The sequence below is a fragment of the Microcoleus sp. MOSTC5 genome, assembly GCF_036701825.1.
Lineage (GTDB): Bacteria > Cyanobacteriota > Cyanobacteriia > Cyanobacteriales > Microcoleaceae > Microcoleus > Microcoleus asticus.
The window spans coordinates 1-19,293 of record NZ_JAUBRK010000040.1 but is presented as its reverse complement, the minus strand read 5'-3'; the positions used below and the strand labels follow the sequence as shown (position 1 = coordinate 19,293).

The window sequence follows — 19,293 nt, the reverse complement described above, 5'->3', positions numbered from 1 at the left end:
AGAGGGGGACAGGGAGGGACAGGGAGAGAATTTTTCTTCTGACTAATGACTAATGACTCATGGCTAATGAATCATGACTGCTGAGATATAACAATTTTCTTAAGCTTAAAAGTTACAAGCAGACATAATTAGAAAATACAGATTAGGTACAATAAAAAGCTCGGTACTCTGCCGATCGCAATTTTTTCGTCACTTTTAGGAAAACATCAAAATGAACAGCAACGAACTGCCAGCAAAACAAGGCCTATACGATCCGCAGTTCGAGCACGACGCTTGCGGAGTCGGATTTATCGTACACATGAAGGGTAACAAATCCCACGAAATTGTCGAGCAGGCACTGACAATCCTCTTGAACCTCGACCACCGGGGCGCGTGCGGCTGCGAACCCAACACCGGAGACGGGGCGGGCATTTTGATGCAGGTGCCCCACAAGTTTCTCAAGAAAGTAACCGCGGCCCTAAACATCGAACTTCCAGAAGCCGGCGAGTACGGCGTTGGCGCGATTTACTCGTCGCCAAATCGAACTGAACGGGAAAACGGTCAACGCATTTTTGAGGAAATCGCGGCAGAAGAAGGCCAGGAAGTGCTCGGCTGGCGAGATGTTCCCACGGACAACTCGTCCCTCGGCGAAACCGCCAAATCTAGCGAACCCTTCATGCAGCAAGTGTTCCTGCGGCGCGCCGCCGGTATCGACGAGGCGGCCTTCGAGCGGAAACTGTACGTCATCCGCAAGCGCGCTCACAATGCCATCCGCAGGACTAACACAGACCCCTACTGGTACAATTCCACTCTCTCGTGCCGGACGATCGTCTACAAGGGTATGTTAATGCCCGTGCAAGTGGGGGATTACTATCCCGAACTGCACGACCCCGATATGGAAAGCGCTCTAGCCCTGGTTCACTCGCGTTTCAGCACGAATACTTTTCCGAGCTGGGAACGATCGCACCCTTACCGCTACATCGCCCACAACGGCGAAATTAACACGATGCGCGGCAACATTAACTGGATGCACGCGCGGCAATCGCTGTTCGAGTCGGAACTGTTCGGAGACGATTTGAAGAAAATCCCGAATTTAATCAACATCGAAGGCAGCGACTCGACGATTTTTGACAATGCTTTGGAATTGCTGAATTTGGCCGGGCGTTCTTTGCCGCACGCTGTAATGATGATGATTCCCGAACCTTGGACAGCCCACGAGTCGATGAGTGACGAGAAAAAGGCTTTCTACGAATACCATTCTTGCTTGATGGAACCTTGGGACGGCCCAGCTTCGATCGCCTTTACTGACGGTACTTCGATCGGGGCAGTGCTCGATCGCAACGGTTTGCGCCCTTCCCGCTACTGCGTTACCAAAGACGACTTGGTAATTATGGCATCGGAAGCCGGAGTTTTGCCGATCGCCCCAGAACGAATTGTCTCAAAAGGCCGCTTGCAACCGGGGCGGATGTTCCTGGTAAATACAGCAGAAGGCCGCATCGTTTCTGACGAAGAAATCAAACATCAAATCGCCTCCGAACACCCGTACCGCCAGTGGATCGACCAGCACATGGTCGAAATCGCCAAACTGAAAGATGCGCCGGCATTGCCAGAATCCCACCCCGAAACATTGATCCAGCGCCAAATGGCTTTCGGCTACACCTTTGAAGAACTGCGGTTGCTGTTAGCGCCGATGGCAAAAGATGGCGTGGAAGCTGTCGGTGCGATGGGTGCGGATACGCCGCTGGCGGTGCTTTCCAACCGCCCAAAACTGCTTTACGAATACTTCCAGCAGTTGTTTGCTCAAGTTACCAATCCGCCAATTGATTCTATCCGCGAAGAAATTGTAACTTCTGCCGAAACTACGATCGGCGCTGAACGCAATTTGCTCAAACCAGAACCGGAAAGCTGCCATTTGATTGAACTGAAAACGCCAATTCTCAGCAATGAAGAATTAGCTAAGCTCAAACACGTAAATGAGGGCAATTTCCGGTCGATTACACTGCCGATTTTGTTCGATCCCAAAAGCGGCGTGAAAGGTCTAGAACAAGCGTTAGAAGAGGTTTTTGCAGCAGCAGACAGCGCGATCGCCTCCGGGGTGAATATCATCATTTTGAGCGATCGGGGGATCAGTCCAGACAAAGCCCCAATTCCGGCGCTGCTGGCAGTTGCGGGCCTGCACCACCACTTGATCCGTAAAGGTACGCGCACGCGGGCGGGACTCGTGCTCGAATCCGGCGAACCGAGGGAAGTTCATCACTTTGCGACTTTAATCGGCTACGGCTGCGGCGCGATCAATCCGTATTTGGCCTTCGAGACGATCGCCGATTCGATCCGCGAAGGATTGCTGCTAAATGTCGAGTACAAAACAGCTTGCAAAAACTACGTCAAAGCGGCAACTAAAGGTGTGACGAAAGTTGCCTCGAAAATTGGGATTTCCACAATTCAAAGCTATCGCGGCGCGCAGATTTTTGAGGCGATCGGCTTAAACAAATCCGTAGTCGATAAATACTTTGCTTGGACAGCCTCGCGGATTGAAGGGGTAGACCTCGAAGTCCTCGCCCAAGAAGCAATTTTGCGCCATACTCACGCTTTCCCAGACCGCCCATCCAGCGGACATACTCTCGATGTCGGCGGCGAATATCAGTGGCGGAAAGAAGGCGAGGCGCATTTGTTTAGTCCGCAGACAATTCACGCGCTGCAAAAGTCGGTGCGCGAGGGCAGTTATACGCTTTTCAAACAGTATTCTGGGCTGGTTAACGAACAAAACCAGCAGCATTTTACCCTGCGCGGTTTGTTGCAATTCAAGCAGCGGGAATCGATACCGATTGAGGAAGTTGAGCCGATCGAATCTATTCTCAAACGCTTTAAAACTGGGGCGATGAGTTACGGTTCGATTTCTAAAGAAGCCCACGAATCTCTGGCGATCGCGATGAACCGCATTGGTGGCAAATCGAACACCGGTGAAGGCGGGGAAGACTCGGAACGCTACACTTGGACGAACGATCGCGGCGACTCGAAAAACAGCGCGATCAAACAAGTTGCTTCCGGGCGTTTCGGCGTTACCAGCTTGTACCTTTCCCAAGCGCGGGAACTGCAAATCAAGATGGCGCAAGGCGCGAAACCAGGTGAAGGCGGACAGTTGCCCGGTAAAAAAGTATACCCGTGGATTGCCAAGGTGCGGAACTCGACTCCGGGTGTGGGATTGATTTCGCCTCCTCCTCACCACGACATTTATTCGATCGAAGATTTGGCCGAATTGATTCACGACTTGAAAAATTCCAACCGGGAAGCGCGGATTAGCGTGAAACTGGTGTCGGAAGTTGGAGTCGGGACGATCGCGGCCGGGGTTGCGAAAGCCCACGCCGATGTCGTGTTGATTTCCGGCTACGACGGCGGAACCGGCGCTTCGCCGCAAACTTCGATCAAACACGCGGGATTACCTTGGGAATTGGGACTGGCGGAAACTCACCAGACTTTGGTACTCAACAATCTCCGCAGCCGGATTGTCGTGGAAACTGACGGTCAAATGAAAACCGGCCGCGATGTAGTAATTGCTGCCTTGCTTGGTGCGGAGGAATTCGGTTTTGCGACCGCGCCGCTGGTAACATTGGGCTGCATCATGATGCGCGTGTGCCACCAAAACACTTGCCCGGTGGGCGTGGCGACGCAAGACCCGCTGCTGCGGAAAAACTTTACCGGCGACCCCGATCACACGGTAAACTTTATGACTTTCATCGCGCAGGAAGTCCGGGAAATTATGGCGCAGTTGGGCTTCCGCACGCTGAATGAAATGGTTGGCCGCACTGATGTTTTGGAACCTCAGCAAGCTGTGGAACACTGGAAGGCTAAGGGTTTGGATTTCTCCAAAATCCTTTATCAGCCGGAGGTTGGGGCGGATGTCGGCCGTTACTGTCAGATGGCGCAGGATCACGGGTTGGAAAAGTCGATCGACATGACTGTGTTATTGGATTTGTGCAAAGGTGCGATCGAAAATGGCGAAAAAGTCCACGCCAAACTGCCGATTACCAATGTCAACCGGGTTGTCGGCACAATTCTCGGCAACGAAATCACCAAACGCAACTGGGAAGGTTTGCCGGATGACACGGTGCACCTGCACTTCCAAGGCAGCGCCGGGCAAAGCTTTGGGGCTTTTGTACCCAAGGGAGTCACCCTGGAGCTCGAAGGCGAAGCTAACGACTATTTGGGCAAGGGGCTCAGCGGCGGCAAGATTATCCTGTATCCGTCGCCAGCTTCTACCTTTGTCGCGGAAGAAAACGTGATTGTCGGTAACGTAGTGCTTTACGGCGCGACTGCTGGTGAGGTTTTCATCCGAGGGATGGCGGGCGAACGTTTTGGGGTGCGTAACTCCGGCGTGAATGCGGTAGTTGAAGGTGTGGGCGATCACGGTTGCGAGTACATGACAGGCGGCAAAGTTGTAGTTTTGGGCGAAACCGGGCGCAATTTTGCAGCGGGTATGAGTGGCGGTGTTGCTTACATTTTGGATGAAGCGGGGGATTTTGCTACTCGCTGCAATATGTCGATGGTGGATTTGGAAAAACTGGAGGATGTTGAGGAAATTAGCGATTTGCGGCAGATGCTTCAGACTCACGTTGATTTGACTGGAAGTGCGAAAGCATCCAAGGTTTTGGCTGCGTGGGATGAGATGGTGCCGGTGTTTGTGAAGGTGATGCCGAGGGATTATAAGCGGGTGTTGCAGGCTATTGAAAGGGCGATCGCATCGGGTTTAAGCGGTGATGATGCGCTGACGGCTGCATTTGAAGAAAATGCTCGCGATGTGGCCCGGATTGGCGGTAGCTAGGGTTTCTGTGGGGTGCGCACTGCGCACCTCTCTCGTTCCCAGGCAAAGCCTGGGAATCAATTTCAAGAGGCTGTGCCTCTATTTCTCTCGTGTTCTTTGTTGAGATATCTAGAAAACATCAGAACGATCGCTAAATGCACGTTATCAGTCGGAAAAAATTAAGAGAATACTGTCAAAGTCACGCTGATTCGTGCGAAGCCCTCGATGACTGGTATAAAATTGCTAGTAAAGCCGTTTGGGCTAACCTCGTGGAAGTTCAAGCTGTTTATCCCAAAGCTGAGGCAGTTGGAAATTTTACAGTTTTTAATATTAAAGGAAATAAATATCGCTTAATCCTGAGTATTAATTATGAACAGCAAATCATTTATATAAAATACGTTTTAACTCACGCCGAGTATGATAAGGAAAACTGGAAAAATGACGATTACTTTTGATAGAGATATTTACAGCAAATTGCTCTCTAAGTATCAGCCTCGGATTATCAAAACCGAAGAAGAAAACGAGTTTTTTCTTGAGATAGTAGAAGAATTAATCTCTACTAAAAATTTGAAGTCCGAAGAAGAAGCGCTGCTACAACTGCTGGTAAAACTGATTGAGGATTTTGAAGACAAGCACTATCAAATTAATGCCTCAACACCACAGTCAAGGCTGCTGCATTTGATGGAGGCTCGGAGTCTAGACGCAACCGATTTATTAGAAATTATGGGTTCGCGCGAGGCTGTAGTTGAGGTAATTAACGATCGGCTAGAAATCACCAAGGAACAAGCTGAGGCTTTGGGAAGGTTTTTCCACGTCGATCCAGGGTTGTTTCTGTTTAATTAGGCGATCGCAACCGCTCCACAATCGATATAAAGTTTTTACTAGACTGTAGGATAGCAATCTGACTCCAGGAGAAATTACAGACAAAGCAAAGAAACTGTTTGATGAAAATGACATTGCCTATGCAGAAAATATTCCCGATCGCGAATTTATGAGTTGTGAATCTGAGGAGGACTAATGTTAGATATTGCATTTTACTCGCAGGATCGAGAAGAAGCCGAAGCGATTGAGGTTTCAAACGATTTTTACGAATGGCTAGCTCGCTCCGAGTTTGCTATAATTGGGAAATCTGAACTAAAGGAGATGAAAGTTGATGGAGAAACTGTAAAAGTTCCTGTGATCGAATTAGCAGGAATCAATCGCCGCCAGCTTAGCGACTTCTTTCGCAATGCAATTGTTGAGGAAAGTGATGCAATGTTGGAGCAATTAAGTAGTTCTCTATCTAAGGAAGAATATCAAGAAGTTACCCACAGATTATTTCTGCTGCAACAGTTGCGAAAGCAAATAGAAAACGAGCAGTACAAATATCTACAACGTTTTTGAAGTAGCAAAAATTAAGATTATTGAACAGACTCCAACCTGTTTTTAACTAGAGGCTAAACTATTCTTAATTATCGATCGATTTACCAAATTGTTCACCGACTAGCTTGGTCGTCTAAAAATTGAGCTAACTAGACGGAGATTACCTCTCTCTTGAACTCAATCAATAACATTGATACGGTGGTTGCAAGCTGGTTTTTATGCTGCGACAACCGTTCTAGATTTCGTTTGTATTGGTGGATGAGTTCACTGAAAAACTGTCTACATTCACCGAACCTCCCATAACTACCATTCCTATCTTTTCACTTTGTAGATCGGATTGTTTCTTTGACATTAGATTGACAACAGATTTTATAAAGCTTTCAAGATTTGGAAGAATTAAAAGCCCAAAAACTACCAAACTGCCTAAAGAGAGTAGTACAGAAAATAATTCACGTAAAAAAGATAATAGAAAAATTTCTTTCATCAAAGGCAACAAGACAAAAGCAATGAAACAGTTCATTAAAAAAGATCTTACCTGCTCAATATCATCGGCAACTTTCTTGTCTTCGATCTTTAGAAAATGTACATCCTCATCATTTTTAGGGTGATGTTTGAAATCTAGAGATTCTTTTTTAGAGCCTTGGACAATGAATCTAAAACCAAGTTTTTCTTTGGGCTTGATAACACCGATTCTAAATCTTTTCTGATGCTTGCCAAGGTTAGACTCAGGTAACTCCTTAAGCTCCATTTCAGGTTCAATTTTTTGAGGAGAATGGAATACATCAAGAATTTCGCTATCATCTGTAAACTCAAACCTTATCTCTTGATTCTTAACTTGTTTGTTTCCTGTATTCTCAATATCAAAGAGAGCATAAAACATATTTTTTGCTGGTATTCCGTTGTACAGAATCCCTATCTTATCCTCAATATCTTTTTCAATTTCTCCTACAATTCCACTTTTAATTACTTTGCTATATGATATTTGTTTTCTAGGTTCACCTTTCTTTTTTACTCGTTCAATGACAAAATTTGCAAGAAAACCAATGATGCCAGAAACCACTGCAAGAATTACTCCATTTAGTAATTCCTTTGAAGCAGAAGGAGACGGCTTTATTGAACTACTTGCCTGACTAATTAGCTGTGCCTTAGAGGGAAGAAGTAAAAGTTGATAACTGAGACACAAAGTAACAGCAGTTACCGAAAAAATGATTAAGAACTTAAAAAACTTATTATTCATAAGCGACAACCCATAGATTTCAATAAAAAAATACAATATTTAACTTAAAAGATACCACGTCTTTTATTTGCTGTCAATATCAACTAAAAAAATAGCTGAAAGATGAGATATCATTTCTATGAACATCAACAAGATCGCCTATCTGGGCGAATAGCCATCTGAAAAAAGGTAGCTCGATCTAAACTTCCCCGACCAAACCTACAGCATACTGCCTTTCGTCTATAATTAACCTATGCCAAAGCTAGACACGATCCACAACGCCGTCAAAAATGCACTGATCAAAGACGGCTGGACGATTACTGACGATCCGTATGTAATTCAGTATCGCAGAACAACGCTGTACGCCGATCTCGGTGCGGAACAACCCATTGCTGCTGAACGGCCGGGACAGAAACTTGTAGTTGAAGTGAAAAGCTTTATCGGTGCCTCAAAAATCCAAGATTTAAAAGAAGCTCTCGGTCAGTATGACATTTATCGTTACCTTTTAGAAGAAACAGCGCCCGAACGCAAACTTTACGTCGCAGTTAGTGCGATCGCATATAAAAGTTTCTTCACTCAAGATGTAATTCAATTAATTGTAAACAGACATCAACTTCCGCTAATTATCGTAAATACAGAAGTAGAGGAAATTGTGCAATGGATAAACTAATCGAGTATCCCCAATTAATCAAACGTATTTTGACCGAGTATGTAGAATTGTGCCGCCATCCTCAACCAGACATCGAGACATTCTTGATTACCGACGAACAAAACGGTCATTACATCTGGATGAATCTTGGCTGGGAAAAGGGTGATCGCATTACCGGTATCACTGTTTACGTTCGGATTCGCGATCGCAAATTCTGGATCGAGGAAGACTGGACAGAAGATGGGATTGCAACGGATTTGGTGCGTGCAGGGGTTCCCAAAGAAGATATTGTGTTGGCATTTCACGAGCCGGGAATGCGGCAATACACAGATTTTGCAGCCGCTTCGTAGCGGTCATTTAACTTAACTCCAGCGGTTAAAAATTGACCGAGCCACCATCCTGAAATACCAGCAATTCTCCCGGTTGAATTTGCGTCCACACTTCGTCATCAGTCAGCGGCAAAGTGGCAATAACAGCCACGCGATCGTCCTCCTTTGTCAGTTCCCGGAAATCGACTGTCACATCTTCATCGATCGAGTGCGCGCTAGCAAAAGGTGCTTGTCGCACAATATAATGCAGATTAGTAGAACAATGTGCAAACAAGTGTTCTCCATCAGAAAGTAAATAATTAAAAATTCCGTACTCTGCCAAAGTTTTAGTGATTTCGTTCAGTACCGGGTAAATATCCGTCACACTAGGCTTATTTAGAGGGAAACTTTTTCGCAGCTTTTCTAATATCAAACAGAAAGCTTTTTCGCTGTCAGTTTTGCCAACAGGTTTGTAAACTCCGGCACATTCGGGATTAAAATTTTCGAGATTTCCATTGTGAGCGAACACCCAATAGCGCCCCCAAAGTTCCCGAATAAAAGGGTGGCAGTTTTCCAGAGCAATTTCGCCTTGGGTAGCTTTGCGGATGTGAGCAATGACGTTAGTTGAATGAATGGGATAGCGACGCACTACTTCAGCAACCGGAGAAGCAATCGCAGGTTTAGAGTCTATAAAAAGGCGGCATCCCAAACCTTCAAAGAAAGCAATTCCCCAACCGTCTTGATGAACGTCTGTTCTGCCACCTCTTGCAGAAAAACCCTCAAAAGAAAAGCAAATATCTGTCGGAACATTGCAGTTCATTCCCAGTAATTGGCACATAGCTTTTAAGTCTCGGGAGTGTGGATCGATCGCGCAGCTATTGGCAGCTACAGATTTGCGGTGATAATATTATAGTATTAACGGGTTAAATAAGTTAAAGACTCTTAATATTTTTGCTTGGTCAACCGTAATGATACTGAAGTTAAGAAGTTGGCGATCGCTAAAAAAATCGTGTTTCCCTGCGAACTATGTTAACCGATAACTCGCTCCGCACTTTTTCCCGTGCAAACAGCGAGTATCAAATGTTAGCCGATATCCGGGAAGGAATTGATAGCACTTTGATGATTTTGCAGCACCGTTTGAATATCAATAATAACCGTCCGGCTATTCAACTTATCAAAAATTATGGCTAGATTAGTTTGCTTAAATGCTATGATAACTGAATCAGGTGTTGATGAATGGTAATGGAAAAGGCGATCGATGCTTTATCACAAGCTAAGCAACGGTGTATTTTTGCAGCGATTACATCCGCACCCAACATCATTACTATTACTACTTAATTCTGTGAGCGAGAGCGAGATATTTTGATTAAAATCAAAGACAATGGCACAGGAATGTCTGAGGAAATAATATCGCAGATTGTTGACTCTTCATTCACTACCAAATCAGTTGGGAAAGGAACGGGAACCGGATTGTCAATCAGCCGTCACATAGTGGAAGAAACCGAGGGCGGCAGTTTGACTTGTTCGTCGGTTTTGGGAGGAGGAACGGAATTTACGATCGCCCTTCATCTAGAATAGTGCGTGAAGGGTAGCTATCCCGTAGTAAATCGCCTTTTTTCTCACTTTTTTGGACAAATCTTAACAAAGTATAATAAAATGAAAAATCAAAAGTGCGCTCGACAAATTTGGAAAATCCTTAGCAGCTTAATAGTAGGATTCGGATTGCAGGGATTATTGAGCGTTCCAGCATTAGCAGAAACGACAGATCCTGAAACAACAGCAAATAGTGCAAATTCCGAAGATCCAGTTAATGAATGGTATCAATTACCCGCACCGACAAATAATCTACCGGATAATTTCGATCGTAATCCAGATCGACAATCAGTCGAAAATTCTCACAATGTAGATGTAACTTCAGCGATAAACCCCACATCGAAGCCGCCCGTACCTATGGCGAGTGAGATAGAAACTCACATATCCGAAGCCAGCGAAACGCAGCCCGCAGAAATACCTCCGTTAGTTGAAGAAAATAAATTAGCAAATCCCCCATTAATTTACCCTACTGAAAACTCAATAGAACAAGTTACATCAGTTTCCCAACTTAGCGACGTACAGCCCACAGACTGGGCATTTCAAGCACTGCAATCCTTAGTAGAAAGATACGGCTGCATAGCTGGATACCCCGACGGAACCTATCGCGGAAACCGCGCCCTCACCCGCTATGAATTTGCAGCCGGAGTCAATGCTTGTTTAGATAAAATACGCGAGTCGATCGCCAAACAAACCCAAAACCAAGTCAACCGAAATGACTTGATAAAAGTGCAAAAATTGCAAGAAGAATTTGCAGCAGAAATTGCCACACTGCGAGGTCGGACTGACCTTTTAGAAGCGCGAGCTACCGAACTAGAAGCCAATCAATTTTCAACAACAACTAAGCTGTCGGGATTCACCATTTTTGGGATACAAGGGCGCACGCCTAACCGTGCAGACCGCGCTCCCAGAGACGGCAAAAGAGATACCAAAGACCCCGGTACAAATGTCAACATTATCAACCTAAATCAATTCTACTTAACAACTCAATTTAGTCCTCGCAGTAACTTATTAATCGGTTTTTACAACCAGAACGGAGGCACTTCACCACAATTAACCGAAGACGTAAATCTTGCTTATAATTTAGGCGAAACTTCTGGATTAACGGTCAGCGACCTCAACTACCGCTTTCTGGTCGGCGACAAATTGGCAGTGTTTGCAGGGACAGCAGGAGTTAACATGGTTACCGGTTTTCGAGGGCCGAATCGGGTCGAAAGTGCAGCTTCCGGCCCCCTTTCTGCCTTCGCTCAAAGAAACCCTATTTTGAACACTGGTTTGGGTTTAGGTGGCATCGGCATTGACTGGCAATTTGCGAATCGAGCCAGTTTGCAAGCAGTTTATTCTACTAACATTCCCGGATTCTTTGTTAGTTCTAACGGGTCTGAAGGACACAATACATTGGGTGTACAACTAACTCTGACACCAGCCGATCCTGTCGATCTTACTGTGTATTATGTTAACGATTATTCGCCTAACGGTAATTTAATTAATTTGGCTGGCGATGGCCAGTTAACTGCTATCAATCCTAGCACAAATAAGTCAGCATCTCTGCAAACAAATGCAGTGGGAGCCAGTTTAAATTGGCGCCTTTCATCGCGAGTTTCTGTGGGAGGTTGGGCTGGTTATACTAATTCTCGCATTCCGGGTAAATCTGGTACAGTGGCAACTACAAATTATATGGTTTTTGTAAATTTTCCCGATTTGTTTAAATCAGGAAGTTTAGGAGGAATTTATATCGGGCAACCGCCTAAAATTGTCAGCAGCAATTTACCTACAGGCAATAACGTTCCTGATTTTTTAGATACGGGTTTAGGGCGATCGGGCGGGCAACCCGGAACGACTACTCATGTAGAGGTATTCTACCGCTGGCAGGTGAATGATAATATCAGCGTCACCCCTGGATTGATCTTGATTTTTCAACCCGGTCACACTCCCGATAGCGACCCGATCTCAGTTGGTGTATTGAGAACTTCATTTTCTTTTTAAGAGTGTAATGCTGTGGGGGGTTTTACTAGATCGATCGCGAATTGCAAACAATTTTGGTGAACCCGCCCCGGAGGAACTGCCCCCAATAAAATTTAATTTTGTGCAACCGAAACCCTGCCTGTTAAGCGAGAAAGGTGCTTTTCGGTCACCAGACAGTGATTAAAACCCCAGCGGGATGTCCTAAGATTTTTTATCAGTAAAAACCCGCTACTTTTACTGAAACTTTACATTTGGTAGTAATTTACCCGTTTATATCTTTCTTTCTTACATACAAGTACGTAATTTTTAAGTTAAAAAAAATACGCATAAACACGCTTGAAATATAAGTTTTGCTCATTTAATCTATTATTAAGACGCAGTAATAACAGTTCTTTAGGTTTAGGTTTAGATCGATATGATTAAATCAACGGGCTATTTTAGGTTCCTGGGCTTTGCTGTAATTTATGCTATGACTGCCTATCCGTGTCAGGCACAAACGACTGTCAAATCGCAGATAAATGTAACTGAAACACAAAATATCACAAGTACCGAGTCAGCAGATGTTGCTAAAACTTCTGCGAGCGATATCGGGAAAAATCCTAATATTTCTAAATCGTTTACCGTTTCAGAATTGAATAGCACACTTCCTAACTCTCGTCCTCCTATAACAACTCCTCAAAATAAATCTGTACGCACAAATCCCTTAGGATGTCGATTTTTTGATACTCCTTCAATGCAGCAATAAATGTTTCTGCATCTCTTGATAAATAGAATATCATGGCTGAATAGAGGTCGATCGCTTCCTAGCATCATCCTCTATTTATTTGCGCGATCGCGAAACTTGCCAGGTACAGCCAATGCTAAAACAGACCGCAATTTTCAGACAACTTCCTTTATCAAATAAAGTAATTCCAAAATTATCCCTGCAAACCATCCCGATCGTTCCATTTGTCCTACAAATTTTCGCAGCCCTAGGTTTAACTGGATGTTTATCATTCCCCAACGGACAAAAAGCTATTAACGATTTGGCAAATCGACTCAGTAACGAAGTTAGCGGAAGAATTACATATCCATCGCACCAACAACCAGCCAACTATTTGAGTTTCCACAGAGATTACCGCTGAAAATTGTGCGATCGTCTGCATTCAAGATAATGGGCGCGGTATAGCCGGAAATGTACTATCCAAGATATTCGATCCTTTTTTCACCACAAAACCTGTAGGCAAAGGAACAGGCTTAGGATTGTCTATAGCCGATCGGATGGTGCGAGATCAACATCAAAGATCTCTGATTTGCACGTCTAAATTAGGAGAAGGGGCAGAATTTGCGATCGTATTTTCTAAGAAAGTTAGATGCAGTTAAAAAAATTGATGAAATTAAGTCTAGTTTAAATATTATCAGGGAAAATCTGAAAGTTGTTTGATATTCTTCAAAACTATTTGAGGCTTCCCTTTGTATTGTTCTACCTTCCCGCTGACATACACATATCCCCGTCCCAGACCAGCATAGCGCTTCTCGATCAGCCGCTTCAACGGAGCCATTTCATCAGTTTCAGCATCCGGTATCCACAAATGTAATTTATGATAAACCGAACCTGCATAAATCAGAGCATTACCGTCGATCCATTTATTAATTCCCGCCTGCAAATCGCAGAAAATAGTAATAGATTTAGCTGTCTCAGAAGCCGCTAAGATTTTCGGGTAGTGCAACCTCACAGAAAGCGCTCCTGCGTTTGCTTCGGCCAACCGAAACTCTTCAACAATCGAGCTTCGCATCGACCACCAAGGCAGTAAATAACCATAGTTGCGAGAGGGAATTTTGGCATTGGTAATCGGATTCCAAATCATCAGATTGTAAGCTTTTGCCGCCGATTCTGCCTCAGTCATTTGTCGGTGATACAATCTGGACCGCCCGTATTTGACAAAGTAGGGGCTCCAGCCTTCTGCAATCAGTTTGAGATTGTAATTTTCTCCATCTTTATGCACGTAACAGAGGAGACGCCCGTAGTTGTCGCGGTGTTTTTGTAGAGCCACTTCAACCGAATCGGCTGTATCAAATTCTATGTCAATTTTAGCAAGTCCACCATCTGCTGTCGCGAAGTATTTTTTAGCCATTTCCGAAGCTGCTTTGCCCGCTGCAGTTATAGGTTTGGAGCCTCCCGAATGACTTTCTTCTGTATCGACGCCAATCAGTCGCAGAGACTCGGTTTGGCCGTTGAGAGAAATTTTGATGCTGTCGCCATCAACTACTTTAGTTACTTGCAGGTTCGGAATTCTGGTTGCCATATTTTCAACCCTGTTGCACTTGAGATTTCATGCAGGTATCGGTTGAATTATACACGAGTTCGCTATCAATAGCAACTGTAATTTTTGTTGTTTGTATTAATATTTGTCAACTGTGGCGTATTTTATCAAGTCGGGGAAAAAATCCCGAAAATCAGATTCTAAGCGCTGATAGTTAGCTGTCAAATCTTCTATGCCGCTTGCCAAGTTATTTGTCCGCTTGATTCTGGCAGACATTCTTGTAAGAGTGATGCCGATTTCGGCAATTTCCTTATAAGATGAAAGCAAGTCGCGGGCAATTATTGTTGGCAGCAGGCGCTGGAGAGATTCAGGCAATATATCGCGATTGTCTTGCAGGACTTTATAGACATGGCGAGAAAAATCGGGAAGCGGAATTTCTGAATATTCCAGCCAATTTTTAGCCAAGAAGTGGTCGTAAAACACGTCAATCAAAACTCCAGCAAACCTGCGTCTATCGGCGCAAACAAGGCTTTTACTCGATCGCACTATTGCGTGAGAGTCAGTGTAGCTATCTACTTTGCGGTGCAAATCGATGCCCTTTCTAATTTCCTCGGGATAAAGGTTGACGGCCGTTCCTTTAACAAAATCTCCTAAGAGGTTGCCAATCAGGGATTCTGGCGTGCCTTCTGATAAGAATAGATGAGCCAAATAATTCATTTCTACAGTAAAAATATCTAACATAGCATAAGGAGAAAGAGTAAGGTGCGCCCGGTCGTGCACCCTACTGCTATTAAGAACCTGCCCTTAAAGAAATCCCTACGAACCTCCCCGCAACTTATCCAAAACCGTCCGGTCTTCCAAGGTCGAAGTATCCCCAGAAACCTCTTCTCCCGCAGCTAAAGAACGCAGCAATCGGCGCATGATTTTGCCGCTTCGCGTTTTCGGCAAAGCATCAGTAAATCGAATTTCGCCGGGACGGGCGATCGCCCCAATTTCCTTAACAACGTGCTGCTTCAATTCCTTGGCCAATTCTTCGCTAGGTTGCTGCCAGTTGTCCAGCGTGACAAAAGCCACAATTTCCTCACCTTTAATCTCGTCGGGTTTGCCAACAACCGCAGCTTCCGCCACCGCTGGATGCGATACCAAAGCTGACTCAACTTCCATCGTGCCGAGTCGGTGTCCGGCCACATTAATTACATCGTCAACGCGGCCCATTACCCAGAAATAACCGTCTTTGTCCTTGTGCGCGCCGTCTCCTGCAAAGTACACAAATTCCCCATCTTTCGGGTGCAAATATTCCCAATAAGTGCGGCGAAAACGATCGGCATCGTTGTAAAGCGTCCGCATCATTCCCGGCCAAGGATGTTTCACCACTAAATAACCGCCGCTTTCGTTAGTTACTGGTTCGCCATCTTGGTCAACAACATCGGCCACAATTCCGGGGAACGGTAGGGTTGCAGAACCGGGTTTTGTAGGAATTGCACCGGGCAAAGCGGTAATCATAATTCCCCCGGTTTCTGTTTGCCACCAAGTATCGACGATCGGACAATTCGAGTTGCCAATTACGCGCTGATACCACATCCAAGCTTCAGGATTGATCGGTTCGCCGACGGTTCCTAACAATCGTAAAGAGGACAAATTGCGCGCATTCGGCAAGTCTTCGCCCATTTTCATGAATGTTCTGATCGCAGTGGGTGCGGTGTAGAAAACGGTGACGCCGTATTTTTCGATCACATCCCAAAAACAGCCTGGGTTGGACGCGCGGGGCGCACCTTCGTACATGATTGTGGTAGCGCCGTTGGAAAGCGGGCCGTAGATTATGTAACTGTGGCCTGTAATCCAGCCTACGTCTGCGGTGCACCAGTAGACATCGGTATCTTGGAGGTCGAAGATCCACTTGGTTGTCATGTGGGTGTAAAGGTTGTAGCCACCTGTGGTGTGGACGACTCCTTTTGGTTTGCCGGTACTGCCCGAAGTGTAGAGTACGAACAGCATATCTTCGCTGTCCATCGGTTCGGCGGGGCAGTCGGCGGAGGCGTCTTTTTGCAAGTCGTGCCACCAAAGATCGCGCCCGGGTTCCATGTGGACTTGCTGTTTGGTACGCTGGACGACGATAACGTTGGTAACGCTTGGTGTGACGTTGTTGGCGAGGGCTTTGTCTACTTGTTCTTTGAGGCCGACGGCAGCATCTTTGCGGAAGCCACCGTCAGCGGTGATCACGAGTTTTGCTTCGCCGTCGTTTAGCCGATCGCGCAATGCTTCTGCACTAAAACCGCCAAAAACAACGCTGTGTACTGCACCGATTCTGGCGCAGGCTAGCATGGCGATCGCAGCTTCGGGAATCATCGGCATATAAATGCCAACGGGATCGCCCTTTTGGACTCCCAATTGTTTGATGACGTTCGCCATTTGGCAGACTTCGCGGTGGAGTTGCGCGTAGGTGAGGGTGCGCGAGTCTCCGGGTTCGCCTTCCCAAATCAGGGCGGCTTTATTTTTGCGCCAAGTGGTTAAGTGGCGATCGAGACAATTGTAAGAAATGTTAATTTTGCCGTTGACAAACCATTTGGCAAAAGGCGGTTGCCATTCGAGCACGGTATCCCAGTTTTGGAACCAGTGCAATTCTTGGGCGGCAAGTTCTGCCCAGAATGCTTGGGGGTCAGCTTTGGCTTTGTCGTAGAGGGCTTGGTATTCTTCTAGGCTTTTGATGTGAGCTTTTTGGGAGAATTCAGCAGGCGGCTGAAATAGCCGTTTTTCTTGCAGAATTGATTCGATGGTATCTTGTGACATTGCTTTTTCTGTAATTGCATCTACTTGTTTAAACTATTTTGTACGAAATTGAGCGCAAAAATATCTTTAGTTTCGTTAAGAATTTTGGTAATTGTGTAAATGACCGGGTAGTTAAGTTTTAATATTGTTTTTGGCGTTGCTGAATTAGGGTATGATACGGGCAAAAATACGAGAGGGGATACGAAAATGATTTCTGGGATTTTGATGGGGAATTGGCACATCTCCAAATTTTAGATAATGAATTAGTAATTTAATTGAATCCCCTAGCATTTGTTCACATTTAGAATAACAAAGAGTTTTTCTTTTTAAGCGAGCTATCCGGGTGTCTTAGTCTTGTATTTTCACCCTCAACTCTTGTCATATAGGTTTTGCTAAAAATTTGATCTTCAGCTGCAATAAAGTTAGGGTAAACTTTCCAGCCATCTGTCACATAAAAATAGCATTTCCATTGACTAATAAGATTCCATAGTGGTTCAAAATTTTTTGCGCTATGGTCGCCTAAAGTCCATCCTAAAATACCTGGCTTAAAGTGGTCTACTGCTGTCCAGATCCAGGTCTTGTTTTTTTTTGAACCGACAAATGTTTGTAATTCATCTAATTCTCCCACTTGTGGATTTATTTGTGGCTCATAAAAATCTGGCAAGAGTTTCCCTGCTTGTTTTACCCAATTAATAATTGTAGTATGATGCACATTCTTGACTCTTTCAATTGCTCGAAAACCCATGCCATTAACATACATTTTTAGGCATTCACGTTTCACTTCTTCCGAGTAGCCTTTTTGAACTCGCTCCTCAGCTATAAATTGTCTCTTACATCTCACACAAATATAATTTTGTTTGCCTTTATTATGACCATTTTTATTAAAATTAGTTGACTGACATTCAGGGGATTGCATAAGAGTGTATTTTTATGAGTGTTATTTTTTGGTACTCGCACGACCACTTCATCATATCCTAATTCAGCAACGCCTTGTTTTTTTATGGACACATATTGACAAGCGCTGCAAATTAGAGGAGGATTGACTGCTATTAATACAAACAACAACAAAAAAAAAATAATTATGCTAAGATATTTTAAAGAAAAGTTTTTATTCAAATCCGAAGCTTTGCTAGAAAAATTTACTTGGTTGCATCTAAAACCATTGCTAAACTTAGAACCTATCAAAAGACAGCTCTCGATCGATAAGGGAAACCGCTCGGATATTTTAGGTGTAACAAATTTAGGTCAATTAGCCCTTGTAGAATTAAAGAAAGGAGGCGGCAAAGACAGTATCGACCAATTGATACGATACAGAAATAGCCTAATGACTGGAGTTTAGACTAAAGAGTACGATCGCCCTCAAGCAAAAGTGATCTCGCCACAGCACAATCGAAGGGATGAGAGAACCAACAACAGGCAAAAAAATACCGGGTCAACTCTGCTTGAGTTGACCCGGATGGCGGAAGATAGGGAAGTCTCACCAACCCGATCGACCGCTATGAATAATGTTGTGACGATGGTTGCAAGAGTTTCGTCAAGCCATCTACAACAATCTATGTGTATTGCGCAAGATGCTACCTTTGAGTTAATGGATGCACTCTTGTTGACGAGAACAGCTCAAAGTTTAGCCGACTTATCATTATCTTGCGTGTTTCGCCGTCAATGGCCAAGCGTTTACGAAGCATTACAAGACACTCGACCCGATCGACAACAATTAATGAAACTTTACATCCAACAACTCCCGCGCTCGGAACGAATTGTCCTCGCGGGCGACCCGACCATACGAGGAAAGTCGAGACCGTTCGCCAAAACACTCAAAGAACGTACCTACGAACATTCCCCATCACAACCGGGAGGTCGCGGGCGTGACTGTAGGATACGGTTACAGTACATTGGCGTGGATACCTGAAGCACTCTTGAAGTTGGGCCTTGCCACTGTTGCACGAGAGAATTACCAGTTGGGACAGTCCAATTTCTCAGGCTGTTCAACAATTATCGAGTGTCAGTTCTCACTTGCCGTCAAGAGCGCTATCGTTGTGGGACAGCGAATACGGCTGTGCGCCGTTTGTCAATCAAACCGCAGAATTGCCGGTCGATAAACTGATGCGCCTGCGGTCGAATTTATGTTTGTCGGGGCCACCGCCTGCTTATGGAGGCCGAGGTAGACCTACAGCAATTTGCGAACAACCCCGCCACAACAAGTAGCTCTCTCTCATAGGCTCAAAAAACAAACCACAATGATTAAACCAATTGAGAGCATTTTCATCAGTAATAAGATTAACAGCCATAGTGATGGCTTCATCAAGAGCATCGGATGGGGAGCGTGTCACTTTTGTGATGAGTAAAAATACTTAAGCAGCTTTTTGTGATTTACCAATTAAGCCGTTTAAGTAAGCACATCGATGAGCTAATACCTG

General features: G+C 44.9%; 21 protein-coding genes. 15 read left to right on the top strand and 6 right to left on the bottom strand.

Annotation, left to right across the window (positions count from 1 at the left end):
* The first annotated feature begins 211 nt into the window (after positions 1-211).
* The 4 genes from gltB (at position 212) to QUA54_RS21455 (ending at position 6,160) form a co-directional block, all read left to right on the top strand.
* The gene (gltB, locus tag QUA54_RS21470; protein WP_333416217.1) at positions 212-4,798 is read left to right on the top strand and encodes a glutamate synthase large subunit; all 4,587 of its coding nucleotides are present in this window, start codon (positions 212-214) and stop codon (positions 4,796-4,798) included.
* 134 nt (positions 4,799-4,932) lie between these two features.
* Positions 4,933-5,232, top strand: coding sequence for a type II toxin-antitoxin system HigB family toxin (locus QUA54_RS21465; protein WP_333193388.1), 300 nt, complete (start codon positions 4,933-4,935; stop codon positions 5,230-5,232).
* Positions 5,216-5,620, top strand: a complete 405-nt coding sequence (locus QUA54_RS21460) for a transcriptional regulator (RefSeq protein WP_333416216.1) — start codon at positions 5,216-5,218, stop codon at positions 5,618-5,620. Before QUA54_RS21465 ends, QUA54_RS21460 begins: the two co-directional genes overlap by 17 nt.
* A gap of 174 nt (positions 5,621-5,794) precedes the next feature.
* Positions 5,795-6,160, top strand: coding sequence for a hypothetical protein (locus QUA54_RS21455; protein ID WP_333416215.1), 366 nt, complete (start codon positions 5,795-5,797; stop codon positions 6,158-6,160).
* 214 nt (positions 6,161-6,374) lie between these two features.
* Here the strand turns inward: QUA54_RS21455 and QUA54_RS21450 are convergent, their stop codons facing one another.
* Positions 6,375-7,376 (bottom strand): hypothetical protein, encoded by a 1,002-nt coding sequence (locus tag QUA54_RS21450; protein WP_333416214.1) that lies wholly within the window; start codon positions 7,374-7,376, stop codon positions 6,375-6,377.
* Positions 7,377-7,608: 232 nt separating this feature from the next.
* Between QUA54_RS21450 and QUA54_RS21445 the strand changes: the two genes are divergently transcribed.
* Together QUA54_RS21445 and QUA54_RS21440 are read left to right on the top strand one after the other, a co-directional pair.
* A complete protein-coding gene (locus QUA54_RS21445) occupies positions 7,609-8,025 on the top strand; it encodes a XisH family protein (protein ID WP_333416213.1) in 417 nt (138 codons plus the stop codon).
* Positions 8,013-8,354: a XisI protein gene (locus QUA54_RS21440; protein ID WP_333416212.1), complete on the top strand. Its 342-nt coding sequence runs from the start codon at positions 8,013-8,015 to the stop codon at positions 8,352-8,354. The genes QUA54_RS21445 and QUA54_RS21440 overlap by 13 nt, the downstream gene beginning before the upstream one ends.
* Positions 8,355-8,379: 25 nt before the next feature.
* On the opposite strand, the gene QUA54_RS21435 is transcribed toward QUA54_RS21440, so the two are convergent.
* Positions 8,380-9,150, bottom strand: coding sequence for a class II glutamine amidotransferase (locus QUA54_RS21435; RefSeq protein WP_333416211.1), 771 nt, complete (start codon positions 9,148-9,150; stop codon positions 8,380-8,382).
* A 188-nt stretch (positions 9,151-9,338) separates the two neighbouring features.
* On the opposite strand from QUA54_RS21435, the gene QUA54_RS21430 reads away from it, so the two are divergent.
* The 6 genes from QUA54_RS21430 to QUA54_RS21405 all read left to right on the top strand — a co-directional run bounded on the left by QUA54_RS21430 (position 9,339) and on the right by QUA54_RS21405 (position 13,229).
* Positions 9,339-9,503, top strand: a complete 165-nt coding sequence (locus QUA54_RS21430) for a hypothetical protein (protein WP_333416210.1) — start codon at positions 9,339-9,341, stop codon at positions 9,501-9,503.
* 171 nt (positions 9,504-9,674) lie between these two features.
* Positions 9,675-9,890, top strand: coding sequence for an ATP-binding protein (locus tag QUA54_RS21425; RefSeq protein WP_333303497.1), 216 nt, complete (start codon positions 9,675-9,677; stop codon positions 9,888-9,890).
* A gap of 78 nt (positions 9,891-9,968) precedes the next feature.
* Positions 9,969-11,888 carry an iron uptake porin gene (locus QUA54_RS21420; protein ID WP_333416209.1) on the top strand — a complete coding sequence of 640 codons (1,920 nt, stop codon included), beginning with the start codon at positions 9,969-9,971 and terminating at the stop codon, positions 11,886-11,888.
* Positions 11,889-12,282: 394 nt separating this feature from the next.
* Positions 12,283-12,612, top strand: a complete 330-nt coding sequence (locus QUA54_RS21415) for a hypothetical protein (protein ID WP_333188757.1) — start codon at positions 12,283-12,285, stop codon at positions 12,610-12,612.
* Between the two features lie 112 nt (positions 12,613-12,724).
* Positions 12,725-12,991 carry a hypothetical protein gene (locus QUA54_RS21410; RefSeq protein ID WP_333416208.1) on the top strand — a complete coding sequence of 89 codons (267 nt, stop codon included), beginning with the start codon at positions 12,725-12,727 and terminating at the stop codon, positions 12,989-12,991.
* Entirely contained in the window at positions 12,981-13,229 is a 249-nt protein-coding gene (locus QUA54_RS21405; RefSeq protein ID WP_333416250.1) for an ATP-binding protein, read from the top strand. Before QUA54_RS21410 ends, QUA54_RS21405 begins: the two co-directional genes overlap by 11 nt.
* A gap of 35 nt (positions 13,230-13,264) precedes the next feature.
* On the opposite strand, the gene QUA54_RS21400 is transcribed toward QUA54_RS21405, so the two are convergent.
* The 4 genes from QUA54_RS21400 to QUA54_RS21385 form a co-directional block, all read right to left on the bottom strand.
* Entirely contained in the window at positions 13,265-14,152 is an 888-nt protein-coding gene (locus QUA54_RS21400; protein WP_333416207.1) for a thermonuclease family protein, read from the bottom strand.
* Positions 14,153-14,248: 96 nt separating this feature from the next.
* Positions 14,249-14,851, bottom strand: coding sequence for an ACP phosphodiesterase (locus QUA54_RS21395; protein ID WP_333416206.1), 603 nt, complete (start codon positions 14,849-14,851; stop codon positions 14,249-14,251).
* A 75-nt stretch (positions 14,852-14,926) separates the two neighbouring features.
* Positions 14,927-16,897, bottom strand: coding sequence for an acetate--CoA ligase (gene acs / locus QUA54_RS21390; RefSeq protein ID WP_333416205.1), 1,971 nt, complete (start codon positions 16,895-16,897; stop codon positions 14,927-14,929).
* A gap of 144 nt (positions 16,898-17,041) precedes the next feature.
* Positions 17,042-17,792 (bottom strand): IS1 family transposase gene (locus tag QUA54_RS21385; RefSeq protein WP_333416204.1). Its coding sequence is split into 2 segments (ribosomal slippage): positions 17,042-17,218 and positions 17,220-17,792, totalling 750 coding nucleotides; the frame shifts between segments, so codons are not numbered across the junction.
* Positions 17,793-17,915: 123 nt separating this feature from the next.
* Here QUA54_RS21385 and QUA54_RS21380 point away from each other — a divergent pair.
* From QUA54_RS21380 to QUA54_RS21370, 3 genes are all read left to right on the top strand, one after another.
* Positions 17,916-18,215, top strand: a complete 300-nt coding sequence (locus tag QUA54_RS21380) for a hypothetical protein (protein WP_333416203.1) — start codon at positions 17,916-17,918, stop codon at positions 18,213-18,215.
* 216 nt (positions 18,216-18,431) lie between these two features.
* Positions 18,432-18,785 carry a hypothetical protein gene (locus tag QUA54_RS21375; RefSeq protein ID WP_333416202.1) on the top strand — a complete coding sequence of 118 codons (354 nt, stop codon included), beginning with the start codon at positions 18,432-18,434 and terminating at the stop codon, positions 18,783-18,785.
* A 20-nt stretch (positions 18,786-18,805) separates the two neighbouring features.
* A complete protein-coding gene (locus QUA54_RS21370; protein WP_333416201.1) occupies positions 18,806-19,081 on the top strand; it encodes a hypothetical protein in 276 nt (91 codons plus the stop codon).
* Positions 19,082-19,293 lie beyond the last annotated feature (212 nt).